Source organism: Gottfriedia sp. NPDC058432, from assembly GCF_042721555.1.
Taxonomy (GTDB): Bacteria; Bacillota; Bacilli; order Bacillales; family Bacillaceae_G; genus Gottfriedia.
The window spans coordinates 58318-72980 of record NZ_JBHXLC010000024.1; the positions used below are offsets into that span (position 1 = coordinate 58318).

Genomic DNA, 14663 nt, shown 5'->3' on the forward strand with positions numbered 1-14663 from the left:
AACCATGAACAAGTGCTTCTGTTCATGGTTTTTATTCTATTATCAATTCAATTAATAGAACGGATTTAGTATATAAATTGAAATAAGATTTGGGCAAGTCTCTATTGTCTAATAAACAAAACCCCCGCAAAAGTTGAGGGGGAATCTTGGTGTGAAATTAGTTTGAAACTATTTAAGTATTAAGTATATCAATCTCAATCTTCGGTTCTATCGTCATTTTTGGATAATCATTTCTCCAATTTAAAGACTTCCAAACATTTGGGTGGAATGCTTTGATTTCCCTACCAATACCGAGAACGTCTGAATTTGCTGATTGCATTGTCTTTATTGTTTCCAATGCCATTTTTTCAAAGTGTTTACTTAGAATTTTTTCCATTTTAGCATAATTAGGTTTTAACTTATGACCTTCTTTACCAAGTTCGAAAGTACTAACTTGCAACTTTACTTTTATCTCGATTTTCGGTAATTTATTTTTCTCATTGGAAACGGTTATTTTTGAAAGGTTCCTTTTCACAGTAAACCCATAATTATTTTTTTTCGCAGATTCAGAATATGATTTTTCGCCATTATTACCTGATAATTTTCCGGTGAACCTTTCCAAATTACCAGTAAATCTTTGCCTTCCTGTATTTCCTCCTTTCAGTAACATCATCAGTTTTACTTGATCTCTATCAAGAGTTTTCCCAGTAGGCGTACCTCTACGGTATAATAACGCACCACTTAGTTCCATGTGTGAATTTATTGAACTTAGCATTGGTAATGCTATATCACTTAAAGGATCATCTCGGGATTGTATAAAATTCATCTTCGAAACAGTTGGAATAGTTCTGTTCTTCTCCATTGAGACAACAAACTCATTTAAATCTCTCGAAAACTCTTTTTTTGGATCTGAAGCAGTTTTAAATACTTTTGAAAGATCCCCGTCAACTACAAATATGGGGGTATTAATAGACGAGTAGGGTGCTCCGAGTAAAAAATCTAGCTCTGAAACAGGATCAACTGAAGCGAAACTTTTACTTATTAAAGTAACCCTAGTACTAATCCCTATGAAAGGAGACTGCTCAGTATACTCCCACTGGCCAATTGCCTCTGCTAATGTTGGTCCTTTAAGCACTTTCGTTTCCGAAATAGGTTCACCTGTACCTTGTCCAGTGCTTTTAAGCTTAGTGATGAGAAAAAAAACATCTACTTCACCATTTTTTTCGTTCAGGTCAAAACCATTTACATCAACCAGATGAAGCTTTTTTAAGTCCAATCGATCCCAACATCCGGTTAGAAGTGGCAATAGAAGTAATAAAATTAAGATTTTTTTCATTTACTCGCCACCTTTTTTTTTACAAAGGATATTAGTAGAAGTATTGTCGGCAATAGCATTATGAAGATGAAATTAGCAAAATTATGATACTCAGAAAATTTGGGAATCAGCTGTCTTTTTGCAAAGAATATTCCCGCCACAAAACATAAGATTGCTATTAACCACACTAAAAGAGTATGGTTGCGGTTTTCATTTTTACCAATAAAAGCTAAATAACGAGCTGACAAAAACAAGTAAATATAAGCGGTAACTATAGATACCGATAGCCAAATAGTGATAAATAAAATATCTAAACTTTGAACGACTGGCCATCTGAATTTACGAAGAATAAAGATCATTGGCTCAGGGATATGCCTTAATTGTTGTTCACTAAAGTTGTACGTCACAATGAAAGATATGAAAAGGTAAAATAAGGTGGTTATCCCATTAGCGATAGACATAGCAACTAAAATATGGTTCTTTTTTTTACATTTTACAAATGGAAATACGTACAGAAGAATCTCGTACCCAGCAAATGCCCAAATTGAAGGGATAGCACCTTTTAAGATAGGAGCAATCCCATGGGTACCTATAGGTAGAAAGTGACGTATGTCTCCGTTTCCAAAACCACTGATTAAAATGATTACAAAAGCTACAAGGAACATGAACATTATTGACTGTGTTATTGTAGATAAAGAACGAAGTGTAGATGAAGCAATATACCCTGTCAGTAAAATCAAAAGCAAGATTAGGACGAACCAAGGTGTTTCAAACAACAGCCATCGATTAACTACATCTGTATAAGCAACTACGACCATTAAACAAGATTCTGCACAGTATGCTGCAAATAGGAAGTTTATAATCCATCCTAATGGTTTTCCTATAATTGAAGTAATATACTCTTGTATCGGTCGATCAGGATAAGTTTTTCCAAGTTGATAGACAAAAAAGATACCAATTTGAGCTATAATCGCCCCAATAATTAGAGACATCCAAGAGTCGTAGCCTGAAAATTTAGACATTTCAAAAGGGACTGATAAAACACTGACTCCAACTTGATTCAAAATGACAAGACAAATAAGTTGATTAATTGAAATCTTTTTTAATTGAATCATTCAGTCTCCCCCTCAGGACTTCCTATTCTAGTTTCGTCTTTAGCAAGGCTTTCTATTGGACGTTTTTTCATGCTGCTAATCGGAGCTCTAAAAATCGTATCTTTAATCGTATCGCCATTAAACCAATTGTAAAAATACGGAATCCCAAATGTATTCATCCGGGATAAATGTGTTAAAACCATTAAATATGAAATTTCCAATCCGATTAAGCCAAAAACTGCAGCCATGATGATAAAAGGAAAAGTTAATAAGCGAGCAGTATTACTCATTTCATATGAAGGTATAATGAATGAAGCAATACCGGTAAGTGCTGTAATGATTACCATCATATTTGAAATTAGATTGGATTGAACAACGACGGTTCCAATTACGATGCCACCGACGACACCAATCGTCTGACCAATTGGATTTGGTAAACGAACAGTTGCTTCTTTTAAGACCTCGAGTATGGCTAGCATTGTGATTGCTTCTAATACTGGTGGCATAGAAACGTAATGCATAGAGCTTTGCAGAGTTAATGCAATTTCCAATGGGAGGACTCTAGGGTCGAAAGTCACAAGTGCAACATAAATTCCAGGCAAACTAATTGCAAAAATAAAACAGAGAATACGGAGAAATCTTAATACGCTACCGAATAACCAACTAACTTGGTAGTCATCTGGACTTTGAAAAAATGCCCAAAAAGAAATTGGAACAAATGCACATTCTGGCGCACCATCGGTTAAAAAACCAATTTTTCCATCCATTAAGTAAGATGTTACCCGGTCGGGTCTTTCCGTTATGAGCGTTTTTGGAAATAGAGAGAATTTATTATCTTGTATTAGTTCTGGGAAAAATCCTGGCGCATCAATATAATCTATATCAACATTAGCAATTCTACGTTCAAATTCCTGTAAAACAACATCATTCGCAAGGGATTGTAAATAAAGTATAGCAACTTTTGTATTCGACCTACGCCCAACTTGAAAAGTCTTAACGACAAGATCTGGAGTAGCAACAAGGTTTCGTATAATATTTAAATTCGTATTCAGATTTTCATTGAATGCTTTGTGTGATCCGCGTAAAACCCGTTCATTCATTGGAACGTTTACTGAGCGTTCTTTAACTAGCTCGGTTCTAAGTAAATAGAACTTGGATTCCCCGTCAATTTGAACGACTGATTTACCTTCAATTAGCGCATTTGAAGCAACGGATAGGAGTTCCGTTTCAATGTAATCGAGAATTGAAACAGCTTCACGTACACTGACATTTGTATTGTTAAGTAAAGGACGAATAATAAATTCTTGCACCGATTTATCATCAATCATAGTATCCAAATAAAATAACCGATAACGTCGGTCATTGCTTCCGAAATCACTTGATTTAAAGTCAGAACTATTAAATAGCAATTCCCGAAGCGATTTTTCATTTTTATCTAAATCTCGGTCAGCTATCATTGAATACTCCTCATTTCTACGGTTGGTAATTTTACCCTATTTTTCCCATTGTTTCCTTTACTATTCTGTCCTTAAAAATGTAGATATTTTCTGTTTTTTTTAAAGATTTAAATTTGAACAATAGAACGTTTCACTGTACGTTTTTGTTGGAATAACATATAATACTAATAGAAGGAGGGTGAAAACATTGGGATTGTCTATAAAATTGGAGAACTAGCAAAAGAAGTCGGAGTGTCAAAGCGCACAATTGATTATTATACAAACCTTGGGTTGCTTGAACCAAAACGTTCAGAGTCTGGTCATCGTTTTTATAATGAAGCTTCTTTAGAAACTTTAAAATTTATTGAGCAATGCAAATCAATGCACTTACCACTCCAAGAAATAAAAGAGATTTTAGATAAGAAAAAAACTTCGATAGAGGACCAGAGTATCTTGCCACTAACTGAAGAAGTAACGATTCATATGAGTCAGCTGAAGACAGAATTGTCACAATTAAAATATTTACTAGAAAATTTAACTGAAGAACAAAAGCTAAATATTATCCGTCAATTAACGTCACAAACATCAGAATTAATTCAGACGTTATTGTCATTTATTCTTTAAAAGGAGAGAATGTAAATGTTTTTTCACCCTATGGATTTCCTTATTATTATTGCCTTCGGTTTATCGATTTGGGCTCAATTTAAAGTGAAATCTAGTTTTAATCACTGGGCTGAAGTGCCTGCATCAGGAGGATTAACCGGAGCTGAAGTAGCAAGACATATATTAAACAATAATAATTTACCAAACGTACCAGTGGAAGTAGTGCCTGGACGATTATCTGATCATTATGATCCGATGGCAAGAACAGTTCGCTTATCTGAGGAAGTATACTATGGTAGATCAATTGCATCTGTATCAGTTGCAGCACACGAAGTAGGTCATGCTATACAACATGATACTTCATATGGATTTTTAACACTTCGTCATCGAATCTTCCCAATCGTTAACATTGCATCGGGTGCAGCACCATTACTACTACTAGCAGGATTTTTACTTCAAGCATTTTCTCTAATTGGAGTAGGGATCTTACTATTTTCTATAGCAGTAGCATTTCAACTGATCACTTTACCAGTTGAGTATAATGCTAGTTCACGAGCAAAAAAATTAATGTTAGCAAGTGGCATCATCCATGATACAGACAGAAAAGGTGTAAATAAAGTATTAGGAGCTGCTGCTCTTACGTATTTAGCGGCAACCTTAATTTCAGTTTTAGAATTAGTAAAATATTTATTTATCTTCTTCCAAGGACAAACTGAAGAAGAGTAAATAATAATCAAACAGATGATTTCGAGTAGCATTCGAAGTCATCTTTTTTTGTTTTAAAAATTAAATTTAAATTGGCTAGTATGTTTAAAATTTCAATGTCTAAAATAGTAAATAGGTTTTAATTTATGGAAGATTTATGTATTTTTGGAACCTTAGCTTTTTTATCATACTAAATGTTGTACAATTAAGTGGTTAAAAAAAATGGGGGAAAATTATGACACTTTCTGCAATTGAACATTTTTTAAATACATACAAAGACTATGCTGCGATACTTAGTATTTTAATTAATGTTCTAATTAGTATTGTTGGTATTATACCAGCTTGGTTTTTGACAGCAATCAATATTAAATTATTCGGTTTTACTGGTGGATTTTTAATCTCTTTCATAGGTGAATTATTAGGTACATTCGTATCTTTCATATTGTATAGAAAGGGTTTACAAAAAAGGTTTATTAGTAATTCAACTAAGTTTAAAGGTTTAAATAGGCTATTAAGACTAGAAGGAAAAGAAGCTTTTTACGGGGTGTTAGTTCTGCGTTTTATTCCTTTTATTCCATCTAGTTTGATTACTTTGTTTGCAGCCTTTGGAAAAATCACATGGTCAAGTTTTATGTTAGCAAGTTTGATTGGTAAGCTACCCGTCGTATTATTTGAATCGTATTCTGTTAATCAAGTTTTAGAGTTCACTTTATTCGGTAAAGTCATTTTAGGACTGTTAATTATCGTCTTGCTGATCTATTTTTATAGAAAACGATTTAATGTTTTTGTGAAGAATAAAATTTAAGAAAAATGTAATAAAGCTCAAACCTAATATAAGGTTTGAGCTTTATTTTTATCTACTAAATCCAAAGCTTTAATTTTCATTCATTAAACACTGATAACCCCTTACATAAACATGTCTAAATTAATTTATTTAGTCATATATTGAAATACCTCAATTTTAGAAAAAGCTTTACCTTTTTAAGAAATAAAAGAAGTAATTGTTCTTACTTGAAAACTGCTTTAATCAAATATGTTTTATTTAAGGCACTATTGATGAATATGGAAATGAATCGTATAATTCGCTTTCTTAAAAAGTAATTTTGTAGCCTAATAGGAGGGTGTTGTTAGTGAATAGAGTTTCGTTAGAGAATTTATCGAAGAACTTTGAAGAAGTACATCCTGGGTTATCAGAACGAGAAGCATTTGAAGAATCACATCGATGTCTTTATTGCTATGATGCCCCATGTATTAAAGCATGTCCAACTGGGATTGACATTCCAACGTTTATAAAGAAAATTGGTTCAGGTAATTTAAAAGGATCAGCTAAAACCATTATGTCATCTAATCCTATTGGAGCAAGCTGTGCCAGGGTTTGTCCTACAGAAGAACTGTGCGAAGGTGCATGCGTACTAAAATCTTCTACTAAACCGATCATGATTGGCAATTTACAACGTTATGCAACTGATTGGGCGATAAAAAATAATCAATCATTATTTAAGGCTGGAAAAAAGAACGGAAAAACAGTTGCAATCATTGGTAGTGGTCCATCCGGTTTAGCAGCTGCTCGTGAACTTGCCCTATTAGGATACGAAGTAACGATTTTTGAAGCGGAAAATCATGCTGGAGGATTAAATCGTTATGGGATCGTTTCTTTCAGGTTACCAAAAAGTATATCAAGCTGGGAAGTTCAACAAATTGAAAACTTGGATGTAAAAATTCATACGAATACTAGAGTCGGTTCGGATATTTCTTCCGATGAATTATTAGCAAAATATGACATGGTTGTTCTGGCTATAGGAATGGGGAAAGTTCCGATGTTAGATATTGATGGAGAGGATTTGGACGGAGTATACGATGCGATTGATTTTGTAAAAGAGACAAAATCAGGGGAGCTATCAAATCGTTATATAGGTAAAAACATTGCTGTAATAGGAGCGGGCAATACTGCAATTGATGCTGCGACTTGTTCTGTTCGTTTAGGCGCAGGCAATGTCAAAATTTTATACCGTAGGACGCAATTGGAAATGAGCGCTTATCAATTTGAATATGATTTTGCCAAGCAAGATGGAGTGGAATTCCGATGGCTGACATTACCAATACGAATAATTGGTGAAAACGGAAAAGTAATTGCACTTGAGTGTGTACGATTAGAATTAGGTGAAGTTGGAAAAGATGGTCGCCGCAGGCCTGTACTTGTTCCCGATTCCAATTTCACGATACCGGTAGATGGAGTCATAAAAGCGATCGGTCAAACTCGCTATACAGAGTTAATCGAACAATTTGGGTTAGAACATAGAGATGGAGTTGTGAAAATTAACCAAGAATCTTTTCAGACGTCTAATCCTAAAGTTTTTGCGTGTGGTGATGTCATTTTTGGAAAAGGGCAAGGTGAAGCAATGGTAGTAACTGCAGCACAACAAGGAAAAGAAGTAGCTTATGCGATTCATAAACAGTTAAACACTTAAAAGGAGGTTTTCATTCATGGCAGATCTACGAATCAATCTTGCGGGCATACAATCACCTAACCCATTTTGGCTTGCTTCTGCGCCTCCAACAAATTCGGGTTATCAAGTCCAACGTGCGTTTGAAGCTGGTTGGGGTGGGGCAGTTTGGAAAACGTTAGGGGAACCAATTATTAATACCTCCTCACGTTTTGCTGCTATTAACTTTAACGGACAAAGAGTTGCAGGATTTAATAATATTGAATTGATATCTGATCGACCTCTTGAAGTAAATTTAAAAGAAATTTATGAAACGAAAAAAAGATTTCCAGACCGAGCGATTATTGCATCACTTATGGTTGAACCGCAACAATATAAATGGCACGAAATTGTGAAAAGAGTAGAGGATGTTGGAGTTGATGGTTTAGAACTGAACTTTGGCTGCCCACATGGAATGGCAGAAAGAGGAATGGGGTCTGCATCCGGTCAAGTTCCTGAATTAGTAGAGCAACAAACTTCTTGGGTAAAAGAAGTTGCGAAGACACCTGTGATTGTAAAATTAACTCCAAACATTACTGATATTACTGTAACAGCGGAAGCGGCAGTTCGAGGTGGAGCTGACGCAGTCAGTATGATTAATACAATTAACAGTTTAATGGGAGTAGATTTAGATTCTTGGAATACGGTTCCTCATGTTGCCGGGAAGGGAGCACATGGTGGTTATTGTGGACCTGCAGTAAAACCTATTGCATTAAATATGGTGGCAGAATGTGCACGTAATCCACGTATATCAGTTCCAATTTCCGGAATTGGTGGCATTTCGAATTGGCAAAATGCAGTAGAGTTTTTATTAATGGGAGCAACTGGAGTTCAAATATGTACCGCAGCAATGCATCATGGATTCCGCATTGTTGAAGATATGATTGATGGTTTAAATAATTATTTAGATGAAAAAGGTCTTTCTTCAGTAACGGAGCTAGTAGGGAAAGCAGTTCATAAATATTCAGATTGGGGAAATTTAGATTTAAATTATCAAGTAGTTGCTAGGATTGATACTGAGACGTGCATTAACTGCAATAAATGTCATATTGCTTGTGAAGATACATCTCACCAATGTATTGATATGACCGTAGATGAAAATGGAAGGTCATATTTAAAGGTTCGGGAGGAAGACTGCGTAGGATGTAATTTATGCAAAATCGTCTGTCCGGTGGAAGATGCAATCAACATGGTAGAGATTCCAAATAAACAGCCTTCGATGACTTGGAATGATCGCCAACAAGCTTTAAAGCTATTAGCACGAACTAACCAATATTCAATTTTAAAGGGGGGAAGGAAAAGAAAATGAAGAAAATCATTCGAAATGGAACGATCGTCACTGCAACGGATACTTACAAGGCTGATATTTTAATAGAGGAAAATAAAATTACTGCAATTGGACTAAATTTAGATTGTACGGACGTTGAAATGATTGATGCAACAGATCATTATATTTTTCCTGGTGGAGTAGATCCACATACACATTTAGATATGCCATTTGGTGGGACTGTCACAAAAGATGATTTTGAATCAGGAACGATTGCCGCTGCCTTTGGTGGAACAACAACAATTATTGATTTTTGTTTAACGAATAAAGGAGAATCACTTCAAAAAGCCATCGAAACATGGCATGAAAAATCGAAAAATAAAGCAGTAATCGATTATAGTTTTCATCTTATGATTGGAGAAATAAATGATGAGGTATTACAAGAGTTACCTAGAGTAATAGAAAAAGAGGGAATTACATCATTTAAAGTATTTATGGCTTATAAAAATGTATTTCAAGCTGATGATGCGACATTGTACCGTACGCTATTAGCAGCAAAAGAATATGGGGCATTAGTAATGGTGCATGCGGAAAATGGAGATGTTGTAGATTATTTAATCAATCAAGCTTTAGCTGAAGGGAAAGTAGAACCTATTTACCATGCTTTGACGCGTCCTCCAGAAGTAGAGGGTGAAGCGACAGGTAGAGCGGCTACATTAACTGGACTTGCAAATTCACAATTATATGTCGTTCATGTTACTTGTGCAGAGGCTGTTGAAAAAATAACGGAAGCCCGAAATAATGGAATCGATATATGGGGAGAAACATGCCCTCAATACTTAGTACTTGATCAATCAATGCTAGAAAAACCTGATTTTGAAGGAGCAAAATACGTTTGGTCTCCACCACTTCGCGAAAAATGGAACCAAGATGTATTATGGAATGCATTAAAAAATGGAAATCTGCAAACATTAGGATCCGATCAATGTTCTTTTGACTTCAAAGGTCAAAAGGATCTAGGACGTGACGATTTTTCAAAAATTCCAAACGGAGGACCAATGATTGAAGATCGCGTAAGCATCTTGTTCTCTGAAGGCGTTAAAAAAGGCAGAATAACATTAAATCAATTCGTTGACATCTCTTCTACTAGAAGTGCAAAACTATTTGGACTATACCCCGAGAAAGGAACAATTGCAGTTGGGTCAGATGCCGATTTAGTTATTTTTGATCCAAATAGTAAACGTACTCTCTCCTCCGAAACTCACCATATGGCAGTCGACTATAACGCATTCGAAGGGATGGAAGTAACAGGAGAGCCAGTGAGTGTCTTAGTTCGTGGAGAGTTTGTCATAAAAGAGAAGCAATTTGTAGGTAATGCAGGTAGTGGACAGTATTTAAAGAGGAAGAAGTATGGTGAATCTAGTTTAATAGAAGATTAGTAAGAAGGGAATGAGTAGCTAATGTCAACATACAAGGAGTTTTTAATCGAGAGAAATCAAATAGATTCCCTTATGAAGAAAGGCTACAAAATTAAAAATGTTAGAGAAACGCTAGACGGTGCTTATGTTGACTTTGAAAATCAAGATGAAGAGGAGCAGTTTATCACTCTTCATATAATGAATGCTGATACACGGAAGTATTTTGGTTCGCTGATTATTAAGCAGTTTGGGATTCATTTTTGATAATCAGTGAATTGCAATTAACCTTGAAAATGAGCGTTCTAAAAGGATAAATCATTAAGAGGATAGATGAATTTCACTCAGATTTATAAAAATAAACCAATAATGAATGACAAATCGCATCTAATCCGTATCTACTCACGGAATATGCGATTTTTTCTATTTAAAAAGGCTTTCCCATTGTCCAGTTGCCCAAACTAATGTAAAAGCCCAATTATATTTATTCAAATCTACTCGTAATCATTTTTTTCCTTGTATAGAATTCGACCCCATCTGCTCCATTTGCATGTAGGTCACCATAGAAAGAGTTTTTCCAACCGGAGAATGGGAAAAAAGCCATTGGTGCTGGCACACCGATATTTACTCCAAGCATTCCGACTTCAATGTTCTCCCGGAAATATCGAATACTTGATGCACTATCTGTAAAGATACAAGCGCCATTTCCGAAGTCCGATTTGTTAGTAAGTTCAATCGCTTCCTCTAATGATTCAACTCTAACGATCGAAAGCACTGGTGCAAAAATTTCTTCCTTCCAAATTTTCATTGATGGGTTTACGTTATCAAAGATAGTTGGTCCAATAAAGTAACCTTTTTCTTTTCTAATTAAATCATTGCGTCCATCACGTAATAAGGTTGCACCTTCTTGAATTCCACATTCAATATATTTTTCCGTTCGTTCGCGATGTTCCCTGCGGATAACCGGACCTAGGAATACATCATCATCTAGTCCATTTCCAATCGTAATGCTATTAGCTTCTATTTTTAATTTTTCAATTAAAGGATCGGCAATCTCACCAACTGCTACAACTACTGAGCATGCCATACATCGTTCACCTGCTGAACCGTATGCTGCTGTAATGATTTGCTTTACCGATTCATCTAAGTTTGCATCTTGTAAAACGATACTATGGTTTTTAGCACCAGCTAAAGCTTGAACGCGCTTACCATTTGCAGATGCAGTTTTATAAACATATTCCGCCACAGGCTGAGAGCCTACAAATGAAATGGCAGGGACATCTTTGTTTTCAAGTAATTCGTTTACAATCTCATGTGCTCCATGAACAATATTAAATACACCCTTTGGAAGACCTGCTTCAGTAAAGAGTTCTGCTAAACGATTTGCAAGTAGTGGTGTACGTTCTGAAGGCTTTAAAATAAACGTGTTTCCACATGCAATCGCTAATGGGAACATCCAGCAAGGGACCATCATTGGGAAATTAAAAGGCGTTATTCCACCAACAACTCCAACAGGGTATCGATACATCGCCGATTCAATATTTGTCGCAATATCAGGTAATTGTTTACCCATCATTAATGTCGGCGCACCGGCAGCAAATTCTACGCATTCAATTCCACGTTGAACTTCTCCGTATGCCTCATTATAGCTTTTGCCATTCTCAACTGTTATTAAATTAGCAAGTTCTTCCCAATGTTTAATTAGTAATTGTTGATATGAAAATAGTATTCTTGCTCTTTTAGGAACAGGCGTTTTACTCCATGTAATAAAAGCTTTTTTAGCTGCTTTTACAGCGGATTCTAAATCTGATTTAGTTGAGAGAGGTACGAATGCTAATATTTCTTCAGTAGCAGGATTTGGAACTGGAATTGTTTTGGCATCTGGTGAAGCTTCAATCCATTCACCATTTATAAAATTCTTTAAAACCTTTATATTAGTTTGTGTAGACAAGAATATCACCCCGTACGATTATAGTTTTGAGAATGCTTTGTTTAAAGTATTTACGATAAAATCAAGCTCTTCATCAGTTGTTGTAAATGGAGGAGAAAGTGTAAGGATATTATTATAGCCTGGAACCGTATCTCCGTTTCGACCGATTATTAATCCTTGTGCCTTGCATTCAGTAATTATTTTTAACACCAACTCTGGACTAGCAGGTTTTTTACTTTTTTTATCTTCAACAAGTTCAATTCCTGCAATAAAACCAAAACTTCGGATGTCTCCAACATTTTTATAAGCTAGTAAACTATCTAACTTTTTACGGAGCTCTTCGCCTAAATAGGCTGCACGCTCTATTAGATTTTCTCTTTCAATTATTTCCAAGTTTTTAAGTGCAACTGCACATGAAGCTGGATTTCCTCCAAATGTGTTCACATGACGAAAATGATTATCTGCCCCTGGTTGTTTAAAGACTTCATATAGATCGCTACTTACTGCAGTTGCTGAAAGAGGTGAATAGGCACTGGTCATACCTTTAGCCATTGTGACGATATCTGGTTTTATACCGAAGTTTTGATGTCCAAACTGTTTTCCAGAGCGGCCAAAGCCACATATTACTTCATCAACAATTAACAAAATACCAAATTTATCACAAATTTTTCGAACTTTTGTTAAATATTCGGCTGGTGGTACAATTACTCCTCCACCTGTAATAACTGGCTCCATTATGATCCCTGCAATCGTTTCAGCACCTTCGTAATTAATAACATCTTCGATTGCAGTGGCACATTGGATACCGCAATCTCCATACGTTTTACCAAATGGGCATCGATAACAATATGGTGGTGCTACATGCTGGAAACCTGAAGAAAGAGGTTCATATTTAACTTTTCGGTTAGCTTGACCAGTAGCACTTAAAGCACCCATCGAATTACCATGATATGCACGATATCTTGAGATAAATTTATAACGCAAAGGTTCACCATTTTGTTGATGGTATTGTCTAGCAATCTTAAAAGCTACTTCATTAGCATCTGATCCAGAATTTGAATAAAAAATACGATAGTTTCCACCAAGCCATTCATTTAACTTTTCAGCTAATAAAATGGAAGGTACATTACCTTGGGACATTGGGACATAGGGAATTGCTTGAATTTGTTCGGCAGCTGCTTTGGCTATTTCTTCGCGACCGTAACCTACATTCACACACCATAATCCTGACATACCGTCTAAATAACTTTTACCATCAATGTCAGTGACTGTACTATTTTTACCTGAAACTAGAACCATTGGGTTTGGGTTGTGAGGCGACATATGATGCCATACATATTTTCGGTCTAATTCAAGAAGCTCTTCCTTAGATAGAGAAGTAGAATGGGCTGATTTTACAGTTTTATCATTCACTATTTTGTCACCAACTTTCATTTATTGAAATCTCAATTTTACATCTTTATTAATTAATATTACTGAATGGACTATATTATCCTATTACGATTAGACAAATTGTTAGATATAAGTAAAAGGAGCACTAATCATTAAAAAAATGAACTGTGCTCCTATAATTTAGGTAATTGAAATGCTATTTTTTGATTTTATGCGGAGTTGATTGGAACGGAGGGGTGCTCGACTCCTATGGGATAAGCGGGAAGGCTGAGACCCCGCAGGCTCGCCGAGGAGGCTAAAGAATCTCGCCCCATGGAAAGAGAGCACCCTGTAGTGGAAATCAACATCACTCTACTCATTTACGAAAATTTGGTAAGTTAATTGACAAGGTTGTTTTTCAACAGCGTGAAAGAGCAACTACAAATTAATGTAGTTGCTCTTTTTTACGCATTACTTAATTAGATTGACTTTCATTTAACAATTTCTCACTACAATACTCAATAATTGCTCTCCTCTTAACCATGCCAATAAAAACTTCATGATCGTCAATAACTGGAATAAAGTTCTGATTAACCGCTCTTGAAAATAAATCTTCAATTTGTGCATTAATTGATACAGGTGCGTATATTTGATGCAAGGAAATGTCGCTTAGATTTATTTTTTCTGTGTTAGAAAATGATAAACTTGCAGTATTTTTTAATTTCCATAATAAATCACCTTCAGTTAGCGTACCAACATATTTCCCGTTATCATCAACTAAAGGAATTGCAGTAAAACGATGGTGTTCCATTTTTTCAAGAGCTTGACGCATTGTCGAATTGATATTCATATAAACAAGTTCATTTTTGGGGGTAAAGAAAAACGCAATATTCATTTTTCGTACTCCTTAATTTTTCTAGATATAAAGTTTGATTATTCTATAATGCTGAAGTTTATAACTTCAATTCCGTTTTTTAGTAGCGGTATCTGTTTATCACTGCGATTTGATTAAAACATAAATAATATATGTTTTTCAACAATTACCTCATATTCATTTATTACTGT

General features: G+C 35.3%; 13 protein-coding genes. 7 read left to right on the top strand and 6 right to left on the bottom strand.

Features of this window, described 5'->3' with window-relative positions:
• Window positions 1-172: 172 nt before the first annotated feature.
• From ACFWM3_RS19715 to ACFWM3_RS19725, 3 genes are read right to left on the bottom strand one after another with little or no spacing between them, the layout of a single operon-like run.
• A complete protein-coding gene (locus ACFWM3_RS19715) occupies window positions 173-1315 on the bottom strand; it encodes a Ger(x)C family spore germination protein (protein ID WP_390312646.1) in 1143 nt (380 codons plus the stop codon).
• On the bottom strand, window positions 1312-2409 hold the full coding sequence (locus tag ACFWM3_RS19720) for a GerAB/ArcD/ProY family transporter (protein WP_390312648.1): 1098 nt from the start codon (window positions 2407-2409) through the stop codon (window positions 1312-1314). Before ACFWM3_RS19720 ends, ACFWM3_RS19715 begins: the two co-directional genes overlap by 4 nt.
• Entirely contained in the window at window positions 2406-3845 is a 1440-nt protein-coding gene (locus ACFWM3_RS19725) for a spore germination protein (protein ID WP_390312649.1), read from the bottom strand. Before ACFWM3_RS19725 ends, ACFWM3_RS19720 begins: the two co-directional genes overlap by 4 nt.
• A 192-nt stretch (window positions 3846-4037) precedes the next feature.
• Between ACFWM3_RS19725 and ACFWM3_RS19730 the strand changes: the two genes are divergently transcribed.
• From ACFWM3_RS19730 to ACFWM3_RS19760, 7 genes are all read left to right on the top strand, one after another.
• Window positions 4038-4448 carry a MerR family transcriptional regulator gene (locus ACFWM3_RS19730; protein WP_390312668.1) on the top strand — a complete coding sequence of 137 codons (411 nt, stop codon included), beginning with the start codon at window positions 4038-4040 and terminating at the stop codon, window positions 4446-4448.
• A 15-nt stretch (window positions 4449-4463) separates the two neighbouring features.
• The gene (locus ACFWM3_RS19735; protein ID WP_056473859.1) at window positions 4464-5153 is read left to right on the top strand and encodes a zinc metallopeptidase; all 690 of its coding nucleotides are present in this window, start codon (window positions 4464-4466) and stop codon (window positions 5151-5153) included.
• Window positions 5154-5367: 214 nt separating this feature from the next.
• Entirely contained in the window at window positions 5368-5937 is a 570-nt protein-coding gene (locus tag ACFWM3_RS19740) for a TVP38/TMEM64 family protein (protein WP_335411707.1), read from the top strand.
• Window positions 5938-6262: 325 nt separating this feature from the next.
• Window positions 6263-7600 (top strand): NAD(P)-dependent oxidoreductase, encoded by a 1338-nt coding sequence (locus ACFWM3_RS19745; RefSeq protein ID WP_390312652.1) that lies wholly within the window; start codon window positions 6263-6265, stop codon window positions 7598-7600.
• A 16-nt stretch (window positions 7601-7616) separates the two neighbouring features.
• A complete protein-coding gene (gene preA, locus ACFWM3_RS19750) occupies window positions 7617-8924 on the top strand; it encodes an NAD-dependent dihydropyrimidine dehydrogenase subunit PreA (protein WP_390312653.1) in 1308 nt (435 codons plus the stop codon).
• Window positions 8921-10321, top strand: a complete 1401-nt coding sequence (gene hydA, locus ACFWM3_RS19755) for a dihydropyrimidinase (protein ID WP_390312656.1) — start codon at window positions 8921-8923, stop codon at window positions 10319-10321. The genes preA and hydA overlap by 4 nt, the downstream gene beginning before the upstream one ends.
• Window positions 10322-10342: 21 nt before the next feature.
• On the top strand, window positions 10343-10564 hold the full coding sequence (locus tag ACFWM3_RS19760) for a hypothetical protein (RefSeq protein ID WP_390312658.1): 222 nt from the start codon (window positions 10343-10345) through the stop codon (window positions 10562-10564).
• Window positions 10565-10781: 217 nt separating this feature from the next.
• On the opposite strand, the gene ACFWM3_RS19765 is transcribed toward ACFWM3_RS19760, so the two are convergent.
• From ACFWM3_RS19765 to ACFWM3_RS19775, 3 genes are all read right to left on the bottom strand, one after another.
• Window positions 10782-12248, bottom strand: coding sequence for a CoA-acylating methylmalonate-semialdehyde dehydrogenase (locus ACFWM3_RS19765; RefSeq protein ID WP_390312660.1), 1467 nt, complete (start codon window positions 12246-12248; stop codon window positions 10782-10784).
• Window positions 12249-12266: 18 nt separating this feature from the next.
• Complete coding sequence (locus tag ACFWM3_RS19770) at window positions 12267-13640, bottom strand: aspartate aminotransferase family protein (protein WP_390312662.1); 1374 nt, start codon at window positions 13638-13640, stop codon at window positions 12267-12269.
• Between the two features lie 433 nt (window positions 13641-14073).
• Window positions 14074-14493 carry a CBS domain-containing protein gene (locus ACFWM3_RS19775; protein WP_390312663.1) on the bottom strand — a complete coding sequence of 140 codons (420 nt, stop codon included), beginning with the start codon at window positions 14491-14493 and terminating at the stop codon, window positions 14074-14076.
• Window positions 14494-14663: the final 170 nt, after the last annotated feature.

Excerpts from the sequence above, each read along its gene's own strand:
- ACFWM3_RS19715 (WP_390312646.1), bottom strand. The coding sequence starts at position 1,315 with ATGAAAAAAATCTTAATTTTATTACTTCTATTGCCACTTCTAACCGGA.
- ACFWM3_RS19720 (WP_390312648.1), bottom strand. The coding sequence starts at position 2,409 with ATGATTCAATTAAAAAAGATTTCAATTAATCAACTTATTTGTCTTGTC.
- ACFWM3_RS19725 (WP_390312649.1), bottom strand. The coding sequence starts at position 3,845 with ATGATAGCTGACCGAGATTTAGATAAAAATGAAAAATCGCTTCGGGAA.
- ACFWM3_RS19735 (WP_056473859.1), top strand. The coding sequence starts at position 4,464 with ATGTTTTTTCACCCTATGGATTTCCTTATTATTATTGCCTTCGGTTTA.
- ACFWM3_RS19740 (WP_335411707.1), top strand. The coding sequence starts at position 5,368 with ATGACACTTTCTGCAATTGAACATTTTTTAAATACATACAAAGACTAT.
- preA (WP_390312653.1), top strand. The coding sequence starts at position 7,617 with ATGGCAGATCTACGAATCAATCTTGCGGGCATACAATCACCTAACCCA.
- hydA (WP_390312656.1), top strand. The coding sequence starts at position 8,921 with ATGAAGAAAATCATTCGAAATGGAACGATCGTCACTGCAACGGATACT.
- ACFWM3_RS19760 (WP_390312658.1), top strand. The coding sequence starts at position 10,343 with ATGTCAACATACAAGGAGTTTTTAATCGAGAGAAATCAAATAGATTCC.
- ACFWM3_RS19775 (WP_390312663.1), bottom strand. The coding sequence starts at position 14,493 with ATGAATATTGCGTTTTTCTTTACCCCCAAAAATGAACTTGTTTATATG.